Origin of the sequence: Rhizobium sp. CCGE531, assembly GCF_003627795.1 — a bacterium.
In the GTDB taxonomy this organism is placed as follows: domain Bacteria; phylum Pseudomonadota; class Alphaproteobacteria; order Rhizobiales; family Rhizobiaceae; genus Rhizobium.
The window spans coordinates 490,765-506,948 of record NZ_CP032684.1; the positions used below are offsets into that span (position 1 = coordinate 490,765).

Sequence of the window (16,184 nt, forward strand, 5' to 3'; positions counted from 1 at the left end):
TTGTCTTATGCCAGATTGCAACCCGAAGTTTGCTGATCGGGGCACGTAACGGCAAACGGGTTCGGCGACAGGGGATAGGGCATGGTAGCGCGCGTCAGTACGGTGGCGTTTCAGGGCATTGAGGGCGTACCCGTCGAGGTGCAGGTGATGATAGCGCCCGGCAAGGTGCTGATGCATATCGTCGGCCTGCCGGACAAGGCTGTGGCCGAAAGCCGGGAGCGGGTCCAGGCAGCGCTACATGCCTCCGGCCTCGCATTGCCGCCGAAGAAGGTCACGGTCAATCTCGCACCGGCGGACTTGCCTAAGGAGGGTAGTCACTTCGACCTTGCGATCGCGCTCGGCCTGATGGCGGCGCTCGGCGCGATCCCGGCCGATGCCCTGTCATCCTATACGGTCATCGGCGAACTCAATCTCGACGGTACGATCGCGCCCGTAGCCGGCGCGCTTCCAGCGGCGATCGCCGCGAACGCCATGGGCAAGGGGCTGATCTGCCCGGCCGAAAGCGGGCCGGAAGCCGCCTGGGCCGGCAAGGAGATCGATATTCTGGCGCCGCGCAGCCTGATCGCGCTCGCCAATCATTTTCGCGGCACGCAAGTCCTGTCGCGGCCGGAACCATCCGTTCGCGCCAATGCTGCCAATCTGCCCGATCTTGCCGATATCAAGGGTCAGGAAAGCGCCAAGCGCGCCTTGGAAGTCGCGGCGGCCGGCGGACATAATCTGCTTTTCGTCGGACCTCCCGGTTCCGGCAAGTCGATGCTCGCCTCGCGCCTGCCGTCGATCCTGCCGCCGCTGTCGACCCACGAGCTGCTGGAAGTGTCGATGATCCATTCGATCGCCGGCCAGCTTTCCGGCGGCAAGCTCTCCGACCGGCGACCCTATCGCGCGCCGCATCACTCGGCCACCATGGCGGCCCTTGTCGGCGGCGGCATGCGCGCCAGACCGGGCGAGGCATCGCTCGCTCATCATGGCATCCTTTTCCTGGATGAGCTGCCGGAGTTTTCGCCGCAGGCACTCGATGCGCTGCGCCAGCCGCTCGAAACCGGAGAATGCGTCATCGCCAGGGCAAACCACCGCGTCTCCTATCCGGCCGGCATCCAGCTCGTGGCGGCGATGAACCCGTGCCGCTGCGGCATGGCCGGGGAACCAGGCCACACCTGCGCGCGTGGTCCACGCTGCGCTAGCGATTATCAGGGCCGCATTTCCGGCCCCCTGCTGGATCGTATCGACATCCGCATCGATGTGCCGGCGGTATCGGCCGCCGACCTGATCCGGCCGGCAACGGCGGAGAAGAGCGCGGATGTTGCGCTCCGCGTCGCCCGCGCCCGCGAAAGGCAACGGGAGCGCTTCGAAAGGGCCGGCGTAAAGAACATTTCGACCAACGCGCGTTGCTCGACCGCGATGATCGAAACCATAGCTGAACCGGATGCCGCCGGGCTGCAATTGCTGCGCGATGCGGCCGAGAAGATGAAGTTCTCGGCCCGTGGCTATCATCGCATCCTCAAGGTCGCGCGCACCCTTGCCGATCTCGATGACAAGCCGACCGTCGGGCGCATCCATCTCGCCGAAGCCATCTCCTACCGTATTGCCGGCGAGCGGCTGGCCGCGCATGCTTGAAATTCCAGGTTCAGGTGGCGCCGTCTCCGGCCTGCCTGAATGAAAAAAGGGGCGCCGAAGCACCCCTTCTAATTCAATCCGATGGCAGGTTCTTTTAGCCGCCAAGGCCTTCGAACAGTGCCGTCGAGAGATAGCGCTCGGCGAAGGACGGGATGATGACGACGATGGTCTTGCCTTCGTTTTCGGGGCGCTGGCCGACCTTGATGGCTGCTGCCAGCGCGGCGCCGGAGGAAATGCCGACCGGCACGCCTTCGAGCTTGGCGACAAGACGGGCATGCTGGAAGGCCTCGTCATTGCTGACGGTGACCACCTCGTCGTAGACATGGGTATCGAGAATCTTCGGCGCGAAGCCGGCACCGATGCCCTGGATCTTGTGCGGGCCGGGATTGCCGCCGGAAAGAACCGGCGAATCCGTCGGCTCGACGGCAATGACCTTGATATCGGGCTTGCGGGCCTTCAGCACCTGGCCGACGCCGGTGATCGTGCCGCCGGTGCCGATGCCGGAAACGAAGATATCCACCTTGCCTTCGGTATCGTTCCAGATTTCCTCGGCTGTCGTCTTGCGATGGATTTCCGGATTGGCCGGGTTTTCGAACTGCTGCGGAATGATCGCGTCCGGCAGCGTAGAAGCCAGCTCTTCCGCCTTGGCGATGGCGCCCTTCATGCCTTTCGGCCCCTCGGTCAGCACCAGTTCGGCGCCGAGCAGCGCCAGCATCTTGCGGCGCTCGATCGACATGGTCTCCGGCATGGTGAGGATCAGCCGGTAGCCTTTTGCGGCCGCGGTGAAGGCGAGCGCGATACCGGTATTGCCCGAGGTCGGCTCGATCAGCACGGTTCTGCCAGGGGCGATCTTGCCCTGCGATTCCAGGCTCTCGATCATGGCGACGCCGATGCGGTCCTTCACGGAGGCGATGGGATTGAAGAATTCGAGCTTTGCCAGGAGGTTGGCCTTGACGCCCTTCTCCTTCGCCAGCTTGTCGAGACGGACGATCGGCGTGTCGCCGATGGTCTCGGTGATCGAGGTATAGACGCGGCCGCGACCGGGTTTGCGGGTGTCGGACATGGGTAGCTCTCCCTACATTTGAATTATGCAGTGACAATAGGATCAAACGCCTGCGGAAACCAGAGTGTGCACCCTGTGTCGCCGCGTCGACCGTGAGAAAAGAATCTCCCATGGCCTTTCTTTTGGGATGTTTATTTCAGGCTGCACGCGCCGCGATGAAGGCGGCCGTGGCGGCGAGGATACTGGCCGCAACCCGGTTCAGGATCTGCAGCGCTCTCGGCTTTTTGAGGAAGGTTCGGGCTCGAGAGGCAAGCAGCATATAGGGAACGAGTACGATCAGGAGAACGACGAAGGTTGCCGCTACCAGCGTCGCATATTCCCGCAGGCCGACGCTGCCGATGTCGATCAGCGTCGGCACGAGCGCAACATAGAAAAGCATGGTCTTCGGATTGCCGAGCGTCACCAATAGGCCCGAGAGAAAGGACATGCCGGCACCATTCGATTTCTTGGCCGCGATATCGGCGGCGAGCAGACCGGCCGTCCAGAGTTTCCAGGCGATATAGCCGAGATAGAGAGCGCCGGCGATCTTGATGACAATAAAGATCTCGGTGAAGGTCTGCGCCACGAAGGCGAGACCGAGAATGACCGCAGTCAGATAGATGGTGTCGCCGAGCACGAGGCCGAGGCCCATGAAGAAGGTCTCGCGAAAGCCGGAGCCGAGCGCGCGCGCGACGATTGCCGTGATGCCCGGGCCGGGAATGGCGGCCGCGACGAAGAGAGCGCCGCAATAGGCGAGCAGGGATGCGAGCGTCATGGCCATTTCCTCCTCAGATAGCGCCTGCTCTATCGCACCACCTTTGCGTTTTCAAGCGATTGCGCTGGCGCTGCGAACATATTACCAAGACGTGGACGGCACATCGAAACCGCTTTGCCCAAGGATATCATGTCTTCCGCATTGCTCCTGATCGATCTTCAGAATTCCATCCTGACCGGCCTTGGCACGCCGGAGCGTCAGCCTGATATCGATGCGGCGCTGGAGGCGGTCGTCGCCAAGCTCGCGGCGCTGAAGCACAGCGCCCGCGCCGCTGGCATTCCCACCTTCATCGTCCAGCATGACGGTAGCCCGGGTCATCGCCTGGCAAAGCGTGGCGAGGGCTGGCAATTGCGCCGGGAAATCGCCCCCGAAGCCGGCGATGCCGTGGTGCACAAGACGAGCTGCGATTCCTTCTTCGAAACCGACCTCGAGGCGCGGCTGCGGGCGCGCGGCGTAAGCCACCTCATCGTTGGCGGCTGCATGACGCAGTTCTGCGTCGATACGACCGCGCGTCGCGCCGTTTCACTCGGTTTCGACGTCACGCTGGTCTCCGACTGCCACACCACGGCCGATATGGGCAAGCTCACCTTCGAAGACATTGTCACCCATCACAATATGCTGCTTGACGGCTTCGATGCCGGGCCGCATGAGATCAACCTAGTCGCATCCAGCGAAATTTCCTTCTGAAGCCCTTTCCCCGCCGGAGGCTCCATGCCGCATCTGACCAGTATGATCGCCTTTGCCCTGATCGCTCTCGGCATGGTGCTGACACCCGGGCCGAACATGATCTATCTAGTATCGCGTTCGATCTCGCAGGGGCCGGCTGCAGGGTTGATCTCGCTTGGCGGTGTCGCCTGCGGCTTCCTCTTCTACATGTTCTCGGCCGCGCTCGGCATTACCGCCTTCGTCCTCGCCGTACCTTTCGCCTATGATGCATTGCGGCTGGCGGGCGCTGCCTATCTCGTCTGGCTTGCCTGGAGCGCGCTGAAGCCCGGCGGTCGTTCCGCCTTTCAGGTGCGCGAGCTGCCGAAAGACAGCACACGCCGGCTCTTCTCCATGGGGCTGGTGACCAGCCTGCTGAACCCGAAGGTCGCGGTTCTCTATCTCTCGCTGCTGCCGCAGTTCATCGATCCCGCCGCCGGCAGCGTCTTCACGCAATCGCTTGTTCTCGGCTTCGCGCAGATCGTCATCAGCGTGACATTCAATGCCATCTTCGCGCTGAGTGCCGGCTGGATCGCGATGTTCCTCACCCGCCGCCCGTCTTTCGCCCTGGTACAGCGCTGGCTGATGGGCACGGTGCTGGCCGGGCTCGCCGTCCGCATGGCTTTCGAAGCGCAGCGTTAATGAGGCGCGTTTCGCAGGCGCTCACGACAGGCCTTCTGGCGCTCGCTTCGCTCTCGAGTTTCGTGCCGGTCGCTTCGGCGGCGGCCGGTAAACAGACGATTGTTTTCATGCGGCATGGGGAGAAGCCGGAGGCCGGACTTGGCCAGCTCAGCTGCCAGGGCCTTAACCGGGCACTGGCTCTGCCGCCAGTGTTGGCGAAGCTCTTCGGCAAGCCTGCGGCGATCTTCGCGCCGGATCCGTCGACGCGGAAGAAGGATTCGGGCGTTTCCTACGACTACATCCGGCCGCTCGCCACAATCGAGCCAGCGGCGATTGCGTTCGGCATGCCCGTCGATACCAGCTTCGGTTATGATGACATCGAGGATCTAAAGGCCGAACTGAAGAAGCCCACCTATGCCGGCAAGCTGATCTTCGTCGCTTGGGAGCACAAGCAGATCGTCGATCTCGCCCGTCAGCTGATGAGCGAGAACGGCGGCGATGCCGACGCAGTGCCGAAGTGGCACGGCAAGGATTTCGACAGCCTCTATGTCGTTCGTCTCGGCGGCGATCGCGCCAAGCCAGGCGCTACTTTCGAGAAGCTGGCCGAAGGCCTCGACGGCCAGCCGCAGATTTGCCCGCAGCCGGCTAAATAATCTCAGAAGACCGGACGCATGAAGCTGCGCTCGTAGCTGACGATGCAGCGCGTTTCCTCGTTATAGGCAAAGGCGGCGAGGCATTCCTCATCCTCGGCCATCTTGAGCCGATAGTCTTCATAGGCGGCAAGGCTCGGAAAGCTGAAGAGCGCCAGCGCGATGTTGTTCGCGCCTTCGTGCGGCATGAAATAGCCGTGATGCGTGCCGCCCAGCCGGTTGACCAGCGGGATCCAGAGCTTGGCGTAATGTTCGAACTGGGCGAGCTTGTAAGGGTCGATCGTATAGCGCAGGTAGCAGGTGATCATTCGGCGGTCTCCTTTGAAAGACGATCGTTTTTATGATGGGGCAGGGGGATCGTCCAGCCCAGGTTCATGCCGGCTGCAGCGCCCAGAATGATGATCGCACCGACGATCTGTGCCGCGCCGAGCACATGGCCGAAGGCGAAGCGGTCGACGACGATGGCGGCGATCGGATAGATGAAGGATAGCGCGCCGGTCAGATGCGTCGGCAGCTTCTGGATGGCGCCATAGAGCAGTACATACATCAGCCCGGTATGCAGGACGCCCATGGTGACGAGGATCGACCAGCCGCCGGCATCCTGCGGAACGCCGGAGAAATCGGTGAAGGGCGCCAGCATCAAAATGCCTGTCGAAACCTGGATGAGAGCGATCAGGTGCGGCGGAGTGCCTTTGAGCCATTTTGCGGCAATGGCCGCCAGCGCATAGAAGAAGGCCGCGCCCAGCGAAAGCAGGATTCCGATCGCATAGCTTCCGGCGTCGGCTCCCTCGCCCGACTTGCCCTCGACGATGACTGCCATGCCGGCAAAGGCGAGAGCCAGCCAGAAGAGCTTGGTAAAGGTGATCCGCTCGCCGAGAAACAGGGCGCCGAGCCCCAGCAGCATGAAGGGCTGCGTATTGTAGACGGTCGTGGCAATGGAAATGGAGGCGTGCGAATAGGCGGCGAACAACAGCAGCCAGTTGAGAACGATGGCGATCCCGCCGCCGACCGCGATGGAAAACGTCTTGAGATTGAGGATGCCGGGACGCAGCAGGCCCATGGCAGCGCATATGACGAGCAGCGTCAGCGCGCCGAAGAAACAGCGCCAGAAGACGACGCCGGTTACGGCCTGTCCTGACATCAGTACAAACCAGCCGATTGTGCCTGAAATCAGCATCGCCGCCGTCATTTCCATCGTGCCGCGTCTTATCTCGTTCATTATCCCAGCTCCCATCTATCGGAACCAATCATATTGCGGCGGGAGCATGGATAATATAGGTTTACTTAGGAATGAAAATCTTATCACCTAATTAAGTAAGGCTATATCATGGGTGTTCCTAATGCTTCCCTGAGTCTCGACGAGATCGACCAGCGAATGCTGGAGGCGCTGGCGCGCAATGCCAGGATATCGTTGAAAGAGCTTGCGGAAGCAGCCGGTCTTTCGTCGCCGAGCGCGGCGGAGCGGCTGCGCCGGCTGGAGGAGCGCGGCATTATCTCAGGCTTCACGGTCGATATCGCGCCGGAGGCCATCGGCTATCCCCTGCAGGCGATCGTTCGCATCCGGCCCTTGCCCGGCCAGCTGCATGTCGTCGAGCGCATCATTCAGGAGACCTCGGAATTCATCGAATGCGACAAGGTCACCGGCGACGATTGCTTCATCGGGAGGCTGGTGGTGCGCTCCATGGGCGAACTCGATGGCATATTGGACAAGATCGCCGAGCGCGCCGAGACGAACACCTCGATGATCAAGGCGACGCCGGTCAAGCGCCGCCTGCCGCCGCTTTCGCGTTAAAGCTTATTATCACACGCCGGTCGAGCCGAAGCCGCCGGCGCCGCGCTTGGTTTCGCTCGCCTCCGTCGCCTCGACGATGCGGGCCTGCGTGACCGGCGCGATGATCATCTGTGCGATGCGCATGCCGCGGCTGATCTCGAAAGGCTCTTCGCCGAGGTTGATGAGCAGCACCTTCACTTCGCCGCGATAATCGCTGTCGATCGTGCCGGGCGAGTTCAGGCAGGTGATGCCGTTCTTGAAGGCGAGGCCGGAGCGGGGGCGGATCTGCGCCTCGAAGCCATCCGGGATTTCGAAGATGAAGCCGGTGGGAACGAGCGCCCGTTTCCCCGGAGCGAGCGTCAACGCTGCGCCGTCCTCGACCGCCGCGCGCAGGTCCATGCCGGCGGCACCCTTGGTTTCATAAGCGGGCAGCTCCAGGCCTTCGCCATGCGGCAGGCGGATGAGCTTCACGGTCGGGCTGATATCGGTGTGAATGGTCATGCGGCATTAGTTTGCGCTCGAATGCCGGAGGTCAATTGCATTTAGGGCTTTGAGTCGCTAGATACGGCCGCAATTCACAGGATTCACAAGCATGGCCGAAAGTCTCGCCGAGGCGGTCTCCCGCCGCCGCACATTTGCTATTATCGCTCACCCGGACGCGGGCAAGACGACGCTCACCGAAAAGCTGCTGCTGTTCGGCGGCGCCATTCAGCTTGCCGGCGAGGTCAAGGCGAAGAAGGACCGCATGCAGACGCGCTCCGACTGGATGAAGATCGAGCGCGAACGTGGCATCTCGGTCGTCACCTCGGTCATGACCTTCGAATATGAAGGCAACGTCTTCAACATTCTCGATACGCCCGGCCACGAAGACTTCGCCGACGACACCTATCGCACGCTGACGGCGGTCGACGCCGCCGTCATGGTCATCGATGCCGCCAAGGGTATCGAGCCGCGGACGCTGAAGCTGTTCGAAGTCTGCCGCATGCGCGACATCCCGATCATCACCTTCATCAACAAGATGGACCGCGAAAGCCGCGACCCCTTCGAGATTCTCGACGAGGTGGAAGAGAAGCTGGCGCTGGATACGGCGCCGATCACATGGCCGATAGGCCGCTCCAAGACCTTCTGCGGCTCCTATCATCTGGCATCCAATACTGTTCGTGGCTCCGACACCGAAGTCACCGCGACCCCCGTCAATGGCCCGCGGACCGTTGCCGACAGGCTGCCGGAAAACGAGCGCAAGGCCTTCATCGACGAAACGGAACTTGCAATCGAGGCGTGCCGGCCCTTCGATCGGGAATCCTTCCTTGAAGGCCACATGACGCCGGTCTTCTTCGGCTCGGCACTGCGCAATTTCGGGGTGCGCGATCTCATCAACGCGCTTGGCGCATTCGCGCCGCCGCCGCGTGACCAGGTCGCCGATATCAGGACGGTTCACGCCACCGACGACAAGATGACGGCCTTCGTCTTCAAGATCCAGGCCAACATGGACCCGAACCATCGCGACCGCATCGCCTTTGCGCGCATCTGCTCCGGCAAGCTGGAGCGCGGCATGAAGGCGCGGCTGTCGCGCACCGGCAAGCAGCTCGGTCTCACCGCGCCGCAGTTTTTCTTCGCCTCGCAGCGCCAGCTCGCCGATACCGCTTATGCCGGCGATGTCGTCGGCATTCCAAACCACGGGACGCTGCGCATCGGCGATACGCTGACGGAAGGCGAATCCCTCGTCTTCCAGGGCGTGCCGAACTTCTCGCCGGAAATCCTCCGCCGCGTGCGCCTCGAGGACGCCATGAAGGCGAAGAAGCTCAAGGAAGCGCTGCAGCAGATGGCCGAGGAAGGCGTTGTGCAGCTCTTCTCGCCCGAGGACGGCTCGCCCGCCATCGTCGGCGTCGTCGGCGCCCTGCAGCTTGACGTGCTGAAGGAGCGGCTGATGGCGGAATACGGCCTGCCGGTTTCCTTCGAAATGTCGCGCTTCTCCGTCTGCCGCTGGATCTCGGCCGATCAGTCCGTCGATCTCGAAAAATTCGTCACCGCGCGCCGCGGCGATATCGCCCGCGATCTCGATGGCGATCCGGTCTTTCTCGCCCAGGACGGCTTCTCGCTGCGCTACGAGGCGGAACGTTATCCGGCTATCAAGATGGTCGCAATCAAGGAATATCACGCCGTCAAGGCGGCGTGATATCAGAGACGTTGCAGCCACGGGCGGTCAGCCGGTGGCGTATAGCGCTACTGCTCCGCTGCTGCGTTCATCAGTTCCGCGTAGTGCGCCTCCGTGGCGTCATCCAGCGGAAACATGCACTCGACCCGCAGTTCCTGGGTCGTGATCATCTGCGCGGTGCCGACCGTCGTGACCAGCGAGAAAAATCTCAGGATATGCCCGTCCTTCACGAAGGACAGGGGAATGATCGGCGCATTCTCGATCGCCGGCGATGTCTGCCATTCGGCATCCACGTCGGGGTAGGCGAGCAGGCTATCGATGAGCTCCTTCGTCCGCGCGTCGATGACACGGCCGACGGACTCGCGGAAGACGCGCCCCAAAAGGCTTTCGGCCGTCGTCTTCCAATCCGGAATGAAGGGCCGCATGCCCGAGGGATCGAACATGAGATGCAGGAGATTGCGCGGCGCCGGACGTGCGGCCATATCGATGAACTGGCCGAAGAAGCGAAGGGTGGCATCATTGGTCATCAGGACATTCCAGTAGCGGTCCATGACGACCGCCGGAAAAGGCTCATGCTGACGCAGCATGCGCTTGAGCGCGTTGGTAACGCCCTGCATCTCGCGATCATCGAAACTTCCTTCCGAATAGATCGGTGCGTAGCCGGCGGCAAGCAGCAGCGTGTTGCGCTCGCGGAACGGCACGTCCAATGCATCGGCGAGACGCAAGACATTCTGGCGGCCGGGCGTGCTCCTGCCGCTTTCGATAAAGCTGATCTGGCGTTGCGAAATGCCGGTGTCGAGGGAAAGCTCAAGCTGGCTCTTGCCGCGCGTGTCGCGCCATGCGCGCAGCTGCGGGCCGAGTTCGTTTGGCAGTCTCAGATTTAAGCCGGAAGAACTCATCTTGCAAAGACCTCGCTTCGCTCATGTCATTGCGGCGGGGTGTCATTCAACAACCCCGCCGATGTCAATTCCTATCCGAACGCGATCGGCCCGACTGATCCGTACCAGTGACGCACCTTGGTGGGGTCGGCCTCGTCCATATAGAAGAAGTGCGTCATGACCGGTTTGACCACGGCTTGCGTTCGGTCGTCGGGCGTCATGGTAACCGTGCCGCGAAACACTTTCAGCGATCCGCCGTCCCAATATTCGGTGACATCATGCAATGCGGTGAAGCCGGTGTCGATGAAGGCGCGCAGGTTTTCGCGAATGGTGTCGCGCCCCTTCCAGTCAGCAATGCCGAGGTTGCATGTTGCGTCTTCCGCGAAGCAATTGAAGCCTTCGCCGAAGGTCTTGTCGTCGATTTCCTGCCAGAAGGCCAGCAGCCATTCAGGGGCTTCTTTCTTGGTGAATGACATCGTCGTCATGGATTTCTCCTGAGCCTGCCGTTGGAACGATGTCGTGGCCATCGACGTCATGCCGGGTGAAGGCTCTCTTTGGTTGAAGGGCTGAATAAGCTCTTCCTGCAAGAAGATGGTCTTTAAATACGCCGGGACGAATGCCGCTCTCAATTACATGCGATGTAATGAAGACCGGTCGATTGCGCCTCAAGCCGGCGTGATCGGTTCGGATGCGTTTCATTTTGGAATACTGCCTTCGCGATGTTCCATCCAATATAGCGCTATGCCATAGTGCCGCCCCGAGGTCCCCTCGATCAAGACGAGCAGCTTTTATGATGAAATTTCTTGCGGTTCTCGCGCTGGCCTTTGTCGGCCTGGTGCCGGTCGCGGCCGAAGCGCGAATCATCACCGATGCAGCCGGCCGCACGGTGTCCGTCCCAGATAAGATCAACCGCATTTTGGTGGCTGGACCGCCGGCAGCCGCGCTAGTCTATGTGCTGGCGCCCGAGAAACTGGTGGGCTGGGTTCACGCGCCCGATGACGCCGCCAAGGCCTATCTGTTGCCATCCGCGCGGTCGCTGCCCACGATCGGGCGCCTGACGGGCAAGGACGGCACGACCAGTTCGCAGGCCGTCATGGACGCCAAACCAGACATCATCCTCGATGCCGGCACGGTCGACCCCACCTACAAGGCGCTGGCCGACAAGGTACAGAGCGAGACGGGCATTCCCTATATTCTTATCGACGGCAGCTTCGCCCGCACCGCCGATACGCTTCGCGACGTCGGCGCCCTGATCGGCGTCGAGGACCGTGCCAACAAGCTGGCCGATTACACCGATGCGGCGATCAAGGACCTGAACGAGAAGCTCGCGACGCTGCCGAACGATCCGCGCCCGCGCGTCTATTATGGCCGCGGCGCCGATGGCCTGGAAACCGGGCTCTCCGGCTCGATCAATCTGGAGATCCTCGATGCCGTCGGCACGATGAACGTCGCCGCTGCCGCCGGCAAGGGCGGTCTCGCCAAGGTGACCGTACAGCAGGTCGTCGGCTGGAATCCGGATATCATCATTGCCGAGAGCCCTGCTTTCGCGGTCTCGGTGAAGAGCGATCCGCAATGGGCTGGGATCAAGGCCGTCAAGGACGGCAAGATCTTCGTGCCACCGTCATTGCCCTTCGGCTGGTTCGATTCGCCGCCCGGCGTCAACCGGCTGCTCGGCATGCGCTGGCTGGAGAAACTGGTTTATCCGAAGCTCTTCCGCAGCGATTTTTCCGACGATGTGAAGCACTTCTACAAGCTGTTCTATCAGGTCGATTTGACCAACGATCAACTGGCGGCATTGCTGAAGGGCGTGAAGTAACCGCTGGGGTCGGGGAGGCATTCATGGTTCGGGAAAACGAAATTCGCCAAAACGAAGTGGCCGTCGAGCCGCCTGCAGCCTCTGACGCCGGCCTCATCTTCATCGGCCGCATTTCCACGCCCTGGACATCGCGCATGGAAACGCCGCGCCAGGGCCGGCATGACGGACCGATTTGCCGGATCGAGATCTTCGAGCCCTGGGTGGCGGCACTGCAGGGCGTGGAAGCCTTCGAGCGGCTGGAAGTTCTCTATTGGCTCGATCGTTCGCGTCGGGACCTCGTGCTGCAGAGCCCGGCCAGCAGCGGCAAGGTGCATGGCACCTTCTCGCTGCGCTCACCCGTTCGGCCCAATCCCATCGGCACATCCATCGTCAAGTTGGAGGCCGTCGAGGGGGCCGTACTGCTGGTGCGTGGCCTCGATTGCCTTGACGGCACTCCCTTGCTCGACCTGAAGCCGGATCGCACACTGTTCAAGCCGATCGCGCCGCCGCAGCCCGGAGATTTCCAGACCGGCGACGGCGAGATGGGGCGGTTCAGAAACTCCGTAAAAAACTGAACCGCTTTAAGCGGGCGTCGGAAACCGTCTCGTCCAAAACGTGACAATCAGGAACAGCGAGACATATGCTGCGGTGCCGACGGCGATCTTCAGAAGAAGCACCAATATCGTCGGCATTGCTGCGAACTGAACCACGTATTGAAGACTTAGAACCGCTGCGATCATCAACCCGACAGAAGGGCCGATCATATGGATGGAATCCATGATGACCTTTCGCCAATTCACTCCGACGTAACGGATCTGAATTCTGGCGGAGGTTGTGAGTGAAAAGGATGCGCTCACACATTGGCTCGCCGCCAAGGCCAAAAGCCCCATCGGTGCAAAGATGATGATGAAAAGGACAGAGACAGCCGCATTGACCATGGTGACCGCCATTCTGCGATGAATGTTGCCACTCAGCGTCAAAAGCGGTTCGGAGATATATCCTGGTGAAAGCAACAGCAGCTTCACGCACAATATGGAAACAATGATCGCGGAGGGCATCCATTTTTCGCCAAGCACGATATGGATCAGCTCTGGCGAGACCAGCATAAGCCCGAGGTAGACCGGGCTCGCGACGACAAAAAGCCAAACCAGGAATTGGCTGGCGGCGCCGGCAAGAGCATTCGTCCCGTTCAATTCACCCAGGTCTCGTGCCCGCCTGAACCCTACCCAGGCAAGCGCCCTTACGGGCTCACCCATAAGCTCCGAGATAGCCGCAACAATCCGTTCCGCGGCGCGGTAGTATCCCGCTTCCGTAACACCAAGGAAACCACCGACGGCGAGTGTTCCCGAATAGGAACCAAGGAAAATGATCATTCGGGTTGCGACGATATATTTGGAGAATGCCGCGACTTCCACCACCGTAGCCCAGGTTAGATGCAATCGTGGTTTTCGGCGGACGAAACAGATTGATCCAACCAAAATTACGAGCTGCGATACGATCCGGCCGACGACCAGCGCAATGGCATGCCCTCCCATGAATAGACCCGTAGCTGTCACCGAGAACCCTACCACTTCGCTGACGATACGAACGACTGCCTGCGCGCGGAGCCTTCCGCAGGCGACGAGTGTGCCGTCATAGACGGTGGCGATTGCCGCCGGCAGTATCCAGCAGCTGAATATAGCCACCAACACGCCTTCCGTCTGTCGCCCGAATGCCGAGTAGAGGACGAAGGCACCGCCCAAGCCAACCGATGTGACTAGCACGCCGCTCAGGAGCGATATGCTCACGAGCTGTTCGAAGCGGTCGCGGTCGTCGCCCGATTTCATGATGAATTCTGCCCATCCCCCCTCTGCAAGGACGACGAGCAGAACCATGAGGGCTGACAGGAAAGCATAGAAACCAAATTCTTCCGGCATCAAGATACGAGCAGCCAGGAAGAAGGTCCCAATTTGGCTCACTTGGGACGTGATCTTTGCTGTGGCGACCCAAGATCCGTCAGCCACGACCTTCCGAAGGACTGATAGGGATTTCCCTCCTTTCATTTCCGCCCCTCTCCACCGGCAAGCAGCCAGGCCGCAATCGACCAGGACTGTTGCCGGCGACGCCCTTCGCACGACTTTTTCCAAATGCTAGTCATGGATTTGAAGGCTGGTTTGGCTGGCCTGCCAGACGAAAAATAACCGAATACCTGATCTCCCAGCCTCGTTCTTTTCGGTTGAGCGGTTCTCGGCTCCACCGAAGCCATGGCCATCCTTTTTTTGATTCCTCTGCTAGCCAGATATCATCCTGTCGAATAAGGACAGGTTTGAAGCGAGAGCCCTTCAGCACCTTCATTTTGACATCGAGATCGATACCATCGACCAAGAGATAGCCGCCCGGTGTAACGAGCCTCATCAGATTGCGAAGGCATTTTTCCGCGAGACCATCATCCATCGGTCCCATGAAATTATTCGCAATCAGAATGTCCTGTTCGCCAATCAGTTTTGCGACCATTGGATCGGTTGCGTCGGCCGTTAGCCAAGTAATGTTTTCGCGAAGTGAGTCCCAGACGCGGACTGATCCATCCGGCAAGGCTTCGACAATGCCACTGAGTTTCTCAACATCGTCGCTTGAGACTTCAGCCCGCCCGGCCGTGTAAAGACCGGCCACCGCGGCGGCCTGGTCGGGACGATAAACGCCTCGTGCGGCGACCTCGACGACGCCGCTTGATATATCGAGCCCATGCGAGATGAAATTCAGGTCTGGCCGCTTAGCCTTAAGCACGTATAAAGTCGAGTAAAGCTCCGCCCCGGTGCTGCATCCAATCGACGCTACTCGCAGCGTCGATTCATTTGCATGATCAGATAGCGTCCCGGCGAGAACCTCCAGCAGCGGTGGATTTCGCATGAAATGCGTGTAGTGGCTTTGAACTTTCGCGGCTTCGCGGCTGTATCGATGATAAATATATCGGCCGCTACGATACACGAGCGTGGTCTTCATCATACCGGGCGGCATCCCGGCCCACAGAGTGCGCAGGACCTGACGCGGCATTCGACGCATCACAACGCTTATTCCCATTACCTGATTGAGCATGGCAAAATCCTTCATGGATGCTCGTCCGGCAACGATCCTGCGGTCAGAGCATCATTGGTGACATGATTAAAGTTCGACGAGGCCTCGGAATTCAGCTTGGCTGTTGCGATCCAATGAAGATGTTTGGCAAACTACGGCGAATTGACCGAGCCGGCAGCGGCTGGCGTTCCATCTTCAAATCACAATAGTGATTGGGTCGCGGTCCGACGCATCGAGCGCAGCACTGGCTGCGCGGCGTCACAGATCATCCTATAGGGGGACGAAGAATATTGGGAGGAATGACGGACATTAACTTCGGCCAGCCTTGGATAAAACGAACGGCTGTGAAGCGTGGGCCATGCAGGGTTGTCACAGCCGTCAGGAGGCCAAAAACCAGGTGCGCGACGCCATAACATTTCCGTCCGTGACTATGTTTGTGATCTTGCGTCGCATCAAAATCTTCTGCGCTCCGGCAGGTAACGTCACGCTCGGCCGAAATGGAAGCGATCTGCGCGTTTGACAGCAGCGGAAAACCCTGGACCGTGGAGACCAACCGCAGCTCCGGCACGATCAACATCGTCGCGATCAGGATAAACCTAATCGCCAGCTTGATCGGTTCGACACCGAATGTGATCCGAAAAATCCCCATGCTGCATTTTTATCTTTGCCCCAAAACCGGGTCAATTTATCACGCCAGCCGATCACAATCAGCTAAATGGGGTAGGCACCCCTTTGTCGCTTCTCCTGTCGAAAAACCGGCAACTATTCCGGCGCCCATCTTGTACAATGGAGGTAAGAAAGAACAAGTCGACCGTATACAACATGTCTCGCCTACTCTGGACATTCACTATCGCCTCTGACCCCCGATACTTAGTCGACGGCGACCATGACATCGGATGCCTTGATGACGGCGTAGGCGGCGGAGCCGACCGTCAGGCCCAGTTCATCGACGGCCTCGTTGGTGATCGAGGACGTGACAATCGAGCCATTGCCGATATCGATGCGGACATGCGCCGTCGTCGCACCCTTGGTGATTTCGACGACCTTGCCCTTGAGGCGGTTTCTTGCGCTGATTTTCATGGATGATCTCCCTTGTGACCGGCGCGACCCTATCGCCCTCTCCGGCGACG

19 protein-coding genes are annotated in these 16,184 nt (G+C 60.4%); 8 read left to right on the plus strand and 11 right to left on the minus strand.

Annotation, left to right across the window (positions count from 1 at the left end; translation table 11 throughout):
* Positions 1–81: 81 nt before the first annotated feature.
* On the plus strand, positions 82–1,614 hold the full coding sequence (locus CCGE531_RS02435) for a YifB family Mg chelatase-like AAA ATPase (RefSeq protein WP_120662756.1): 1,533 nt from the start codon (positions 82–84) through the stop codon (positions 1,612–1,614).
* 94 nt (positions 1,615–1,708) lie between these two features.
* Here CCGE531_RS02435 and cysK read toward each other — a convergent pair whose 3' ends face one another.
* Positions 1,709–2,677, minus strand: a complete 969-nt coding sequence (gene cysK, locus CCGE531_RS02440; protein ID WP_120662757.1) for a cysteine synthase A — start codon at positions 2,675–2,677, stop codon at positions 1,709–1,711.
* A gap of 136 nt (positions 2,678–2,813) precedes the next feature.
* A complete protein-coding gene (locus tag CCGE531_RS02445) occupies positions 2,814–3,431 on the minus strand; it encodes a LysE family translocator (RefSeq protein WP_120666408.1) in 618 nt (205 codons plus the stop codon).
* 129 nt (positions 3,432–3,560) lie between these two features.
* Between CCGE531_RS02445 and CCGE531_RS02450 the strand changes: the two genes are divergently transcribed.
* Genes CCGE531_RS02450 through CCGE531_RS02460 form a run of 3 tightly spaced genes read left to right on the plus strand, consistent with a single transcriptional unit; the run spans position 3,561 to position 5,407 of the window.
* Positions 3,561–4,118: a cysteine hydrolase family protein gene (locus CCGE531_RS02450; protein WP_120666410.1), complete on the plus strand. Its 558-nt coding sequence runs from the start codon at positions 3,561–3,563 to the stop codon at positions 4,116–4,118.
* A gap of 24 nt (positions 4,119–4,142) precedes the next feature.
* Positions 4,143–4,775: a LysE family translocator gene (locus tag CCGE531_RS02455; protein ID WP_120662758.1), complete on the plus strand. Its 633-nt coding sequence runs from the start codon at positions 4,143–4,145 to the stop codon at positions 4,773–4,775.
* Entirely contained in the window at positions 4,775–5,407 is a 633-nt protein-coding gene (locus CCGE531_RS02460; RefSeq protein ID WP_120662759.1) for a hypothetical protein, read from the plus strand. The genes CCGE531_RS02455 and CCGE531_RS02460 overlap by 1 nt, the downstream gene beginning before the upstream one ends.
* A gap of 2 nt (positions 5,408–5,409) precedes the next feature.
* On the opposite strand, the gene CCGE531_RS02465 is transcribed toward CCGE531_RS02460, so the two are convergent.
* Together CCGE531_RS02465 and CCGE531_RS02470 are read right to left on the minus strand one after the other, a co-directional pair.
* On the minus strand, positions 5,410–5,712 hold the full coding sequence (locus tag CCGE531_RS02465) for an NIPSNAP family protein (protein WP_120662760.1): 303 nt from the start codon (positions 5,710–5,712) through the stop codon (positions 5,410–5,412).
* Complete coding sequence (locus CCGE531_RS02470) at positions 5,709–6,638, minus strand: DMT family transporter (RefSeq protein ID WP_205586464.1); 930 nt, start codon at positions 6,636–6,638, stop codon at positions 5,709–5,711. Before CCGE531_RS02470 ends, CCGE531_RS02465 begins: the two co-directional genes overlap by 4 nt.
* A gap of 93 nt (positions 6,639–6,731) precedes the next feature.
* Between CCGE531_RS02470 and CCGE531_RS02475 the strand changes: the two genes are divergently transcribed.
* Positions 6,732–7,196: an Lrp/AsnC family transcriptional regulator gene (locus CCGE531_RS02475; protein ID WP_120662762.1), complete on the plus strand. Its 465-nt coding sequence runs from the start codon at positions 6,732–6,734 to the stop codon at positions 7,194–7,196.
* A 9-nt stretch (positions 7,197–7,205) separates the two neighbouring features.
* On the opposite strand, the gene dut is transcribed toward CCGE531_RS02475, so the two are convergent.
* Positions 7,206–7,676: a dUTP diphosphatase gene (dut, locus tag CCGE531_RS02480; protein WP_120662763.1), complete on the minus strand. Its 471-nt coding sequence runs from the start codon at positions 7,674–7,676 to the stop codon at positions 7,206–7,208.
* A gap of 91 nt (positions 7,677–7,767) precedes the next feature.
* On the opposite strand from dut, the gene CCGE531_RS02485 reads away from it, so the two are divergent.
* Positions 7,768–9,351 (plus strand): peptide chain release factor 3, encoded by a 1,584-nt coding sequence (locus tag CCGE531_RS02485; protein ID WP_120662764.1) that lies wholly within the window; start codon positions 7,768–7,770, stop codon positions 9,349–9,351.
* Between the two features lie 47 nt (positions 9,352–9,398).
* On the opposite strand, the gene CCGE531_RS02490 is transcribed toward CCGE531_RS02485, so the two are convergent.
* On the minus strand, positions 9,399–10,229 hold the full coding sequence (locus CCGE531_RS02490; RefSeq protein WP_120662765.1) for a helix-turn-helix transcriptional regulator: 831 nt from the start codon (positions 10,227–10,229) through the stop codon (positions 9,399–9,401).
* Positions 10,230–10,300: 71 nt separating this feature from the next.
* Positions 10,301–10,693, minus strand: coding sequence for a nuclear transport factor 2 family protein (locus CCGE531_RS02495; protein WP_120662766.1), 393 nt, complete (start codon positions 10,691–10,693; stop codon positions 10,301–10,303).
* A gap of 305 nt (positions 10,694–10,998) precedes the next feature.
* Between CCGE531_RS02495 and CCGE531_RS02500 the strand changes: the two genes are divergently transcribed.
* Entirely contained in the window at positions 10,999–12,024 is a 1,026-nt protein-coding gene (locus CCGE531_RS02500; RefSeq protein WP_120662767.1) for an ABC transporter substrate-binding protein, read from the plus strand.
* A 23-nt stretch (positions 12,025–12,047) separates the two neighbouring features.
* Positions 12,048–12,578 carry a tRNA (N6-threonylcarbamoyladenosine(37)-N6)-methyltransferase TrmO gene (tsaA, locus tag CCGE531_RS02505; RefSeq protein ID WP_120662768.1) on the plus strand — a complete coding sequence of 177 codons (531 nt, stop codon included), beginning with the start codon at positions 12,048–12,050 and terminating at the stop codon, positions 12,576–12,578.
* 6 nt (positions 12,579–12,584) lie between these two features.
* Here the strand turns inward: tsaA and CCGE531_RS02510 are convergent, their stop codons facing one another.
* The 4 genes from CCGE531_RS02510 to CCGE531_RS02525 all read right to left on the minus strand — a co-directional run bounded on the left by CCGE531_RS02510 (position 12,585) and on the right by CCGE531_RS02525 (position 16,134).
* Positions 12,585–14,045: an oligosaccharide flippase family protein gene (locus CCGE531_RS02510; protein ID WP_120662769.1), complete on the minus strand. Its 1,461-nt coding sequence runs from the start codon at positions 14,043–14,045 to the stop codon at positions 12,585–12,587.
* Between the two features lie 91 nt (positions 14,046–14,136).
* A complete protein-coding gene (locus CCGE531_RS02515) occupies positions 14,137–15,090 on the minus strand; it encodes a CheR family methyltransferase (RefSeq protein WP_245458960.1) in 954 nt (317 codons plus the stop codon).
* Between the two features lie 229 nt (positions 15,091–15,319).
* Complete coding sequence (locus CCGE531_RS02520; protein ID WP_120662770.1) at positions 15,320–15,703, minus strand: hypothetical protein; 384 nt, start codon at positions 15,701–15,703, stop codon at positions 15,320–15,322.
* A gap of 221 nt (positions 15,704–15,924) precedes the next feature.
* Positions 15,925–16,134, minus strand: a complete 210-nt coding sequence (locus CCGE531_RS02525) for a molybdopterin-binding protein (RefSeq protein WP_120662771.1) — start codon at positions 16,132–16,134, stop codon at positions 15,925–15,927.
* Positions 16,135–16,184 lie beyond the last annotated feature (50 nt).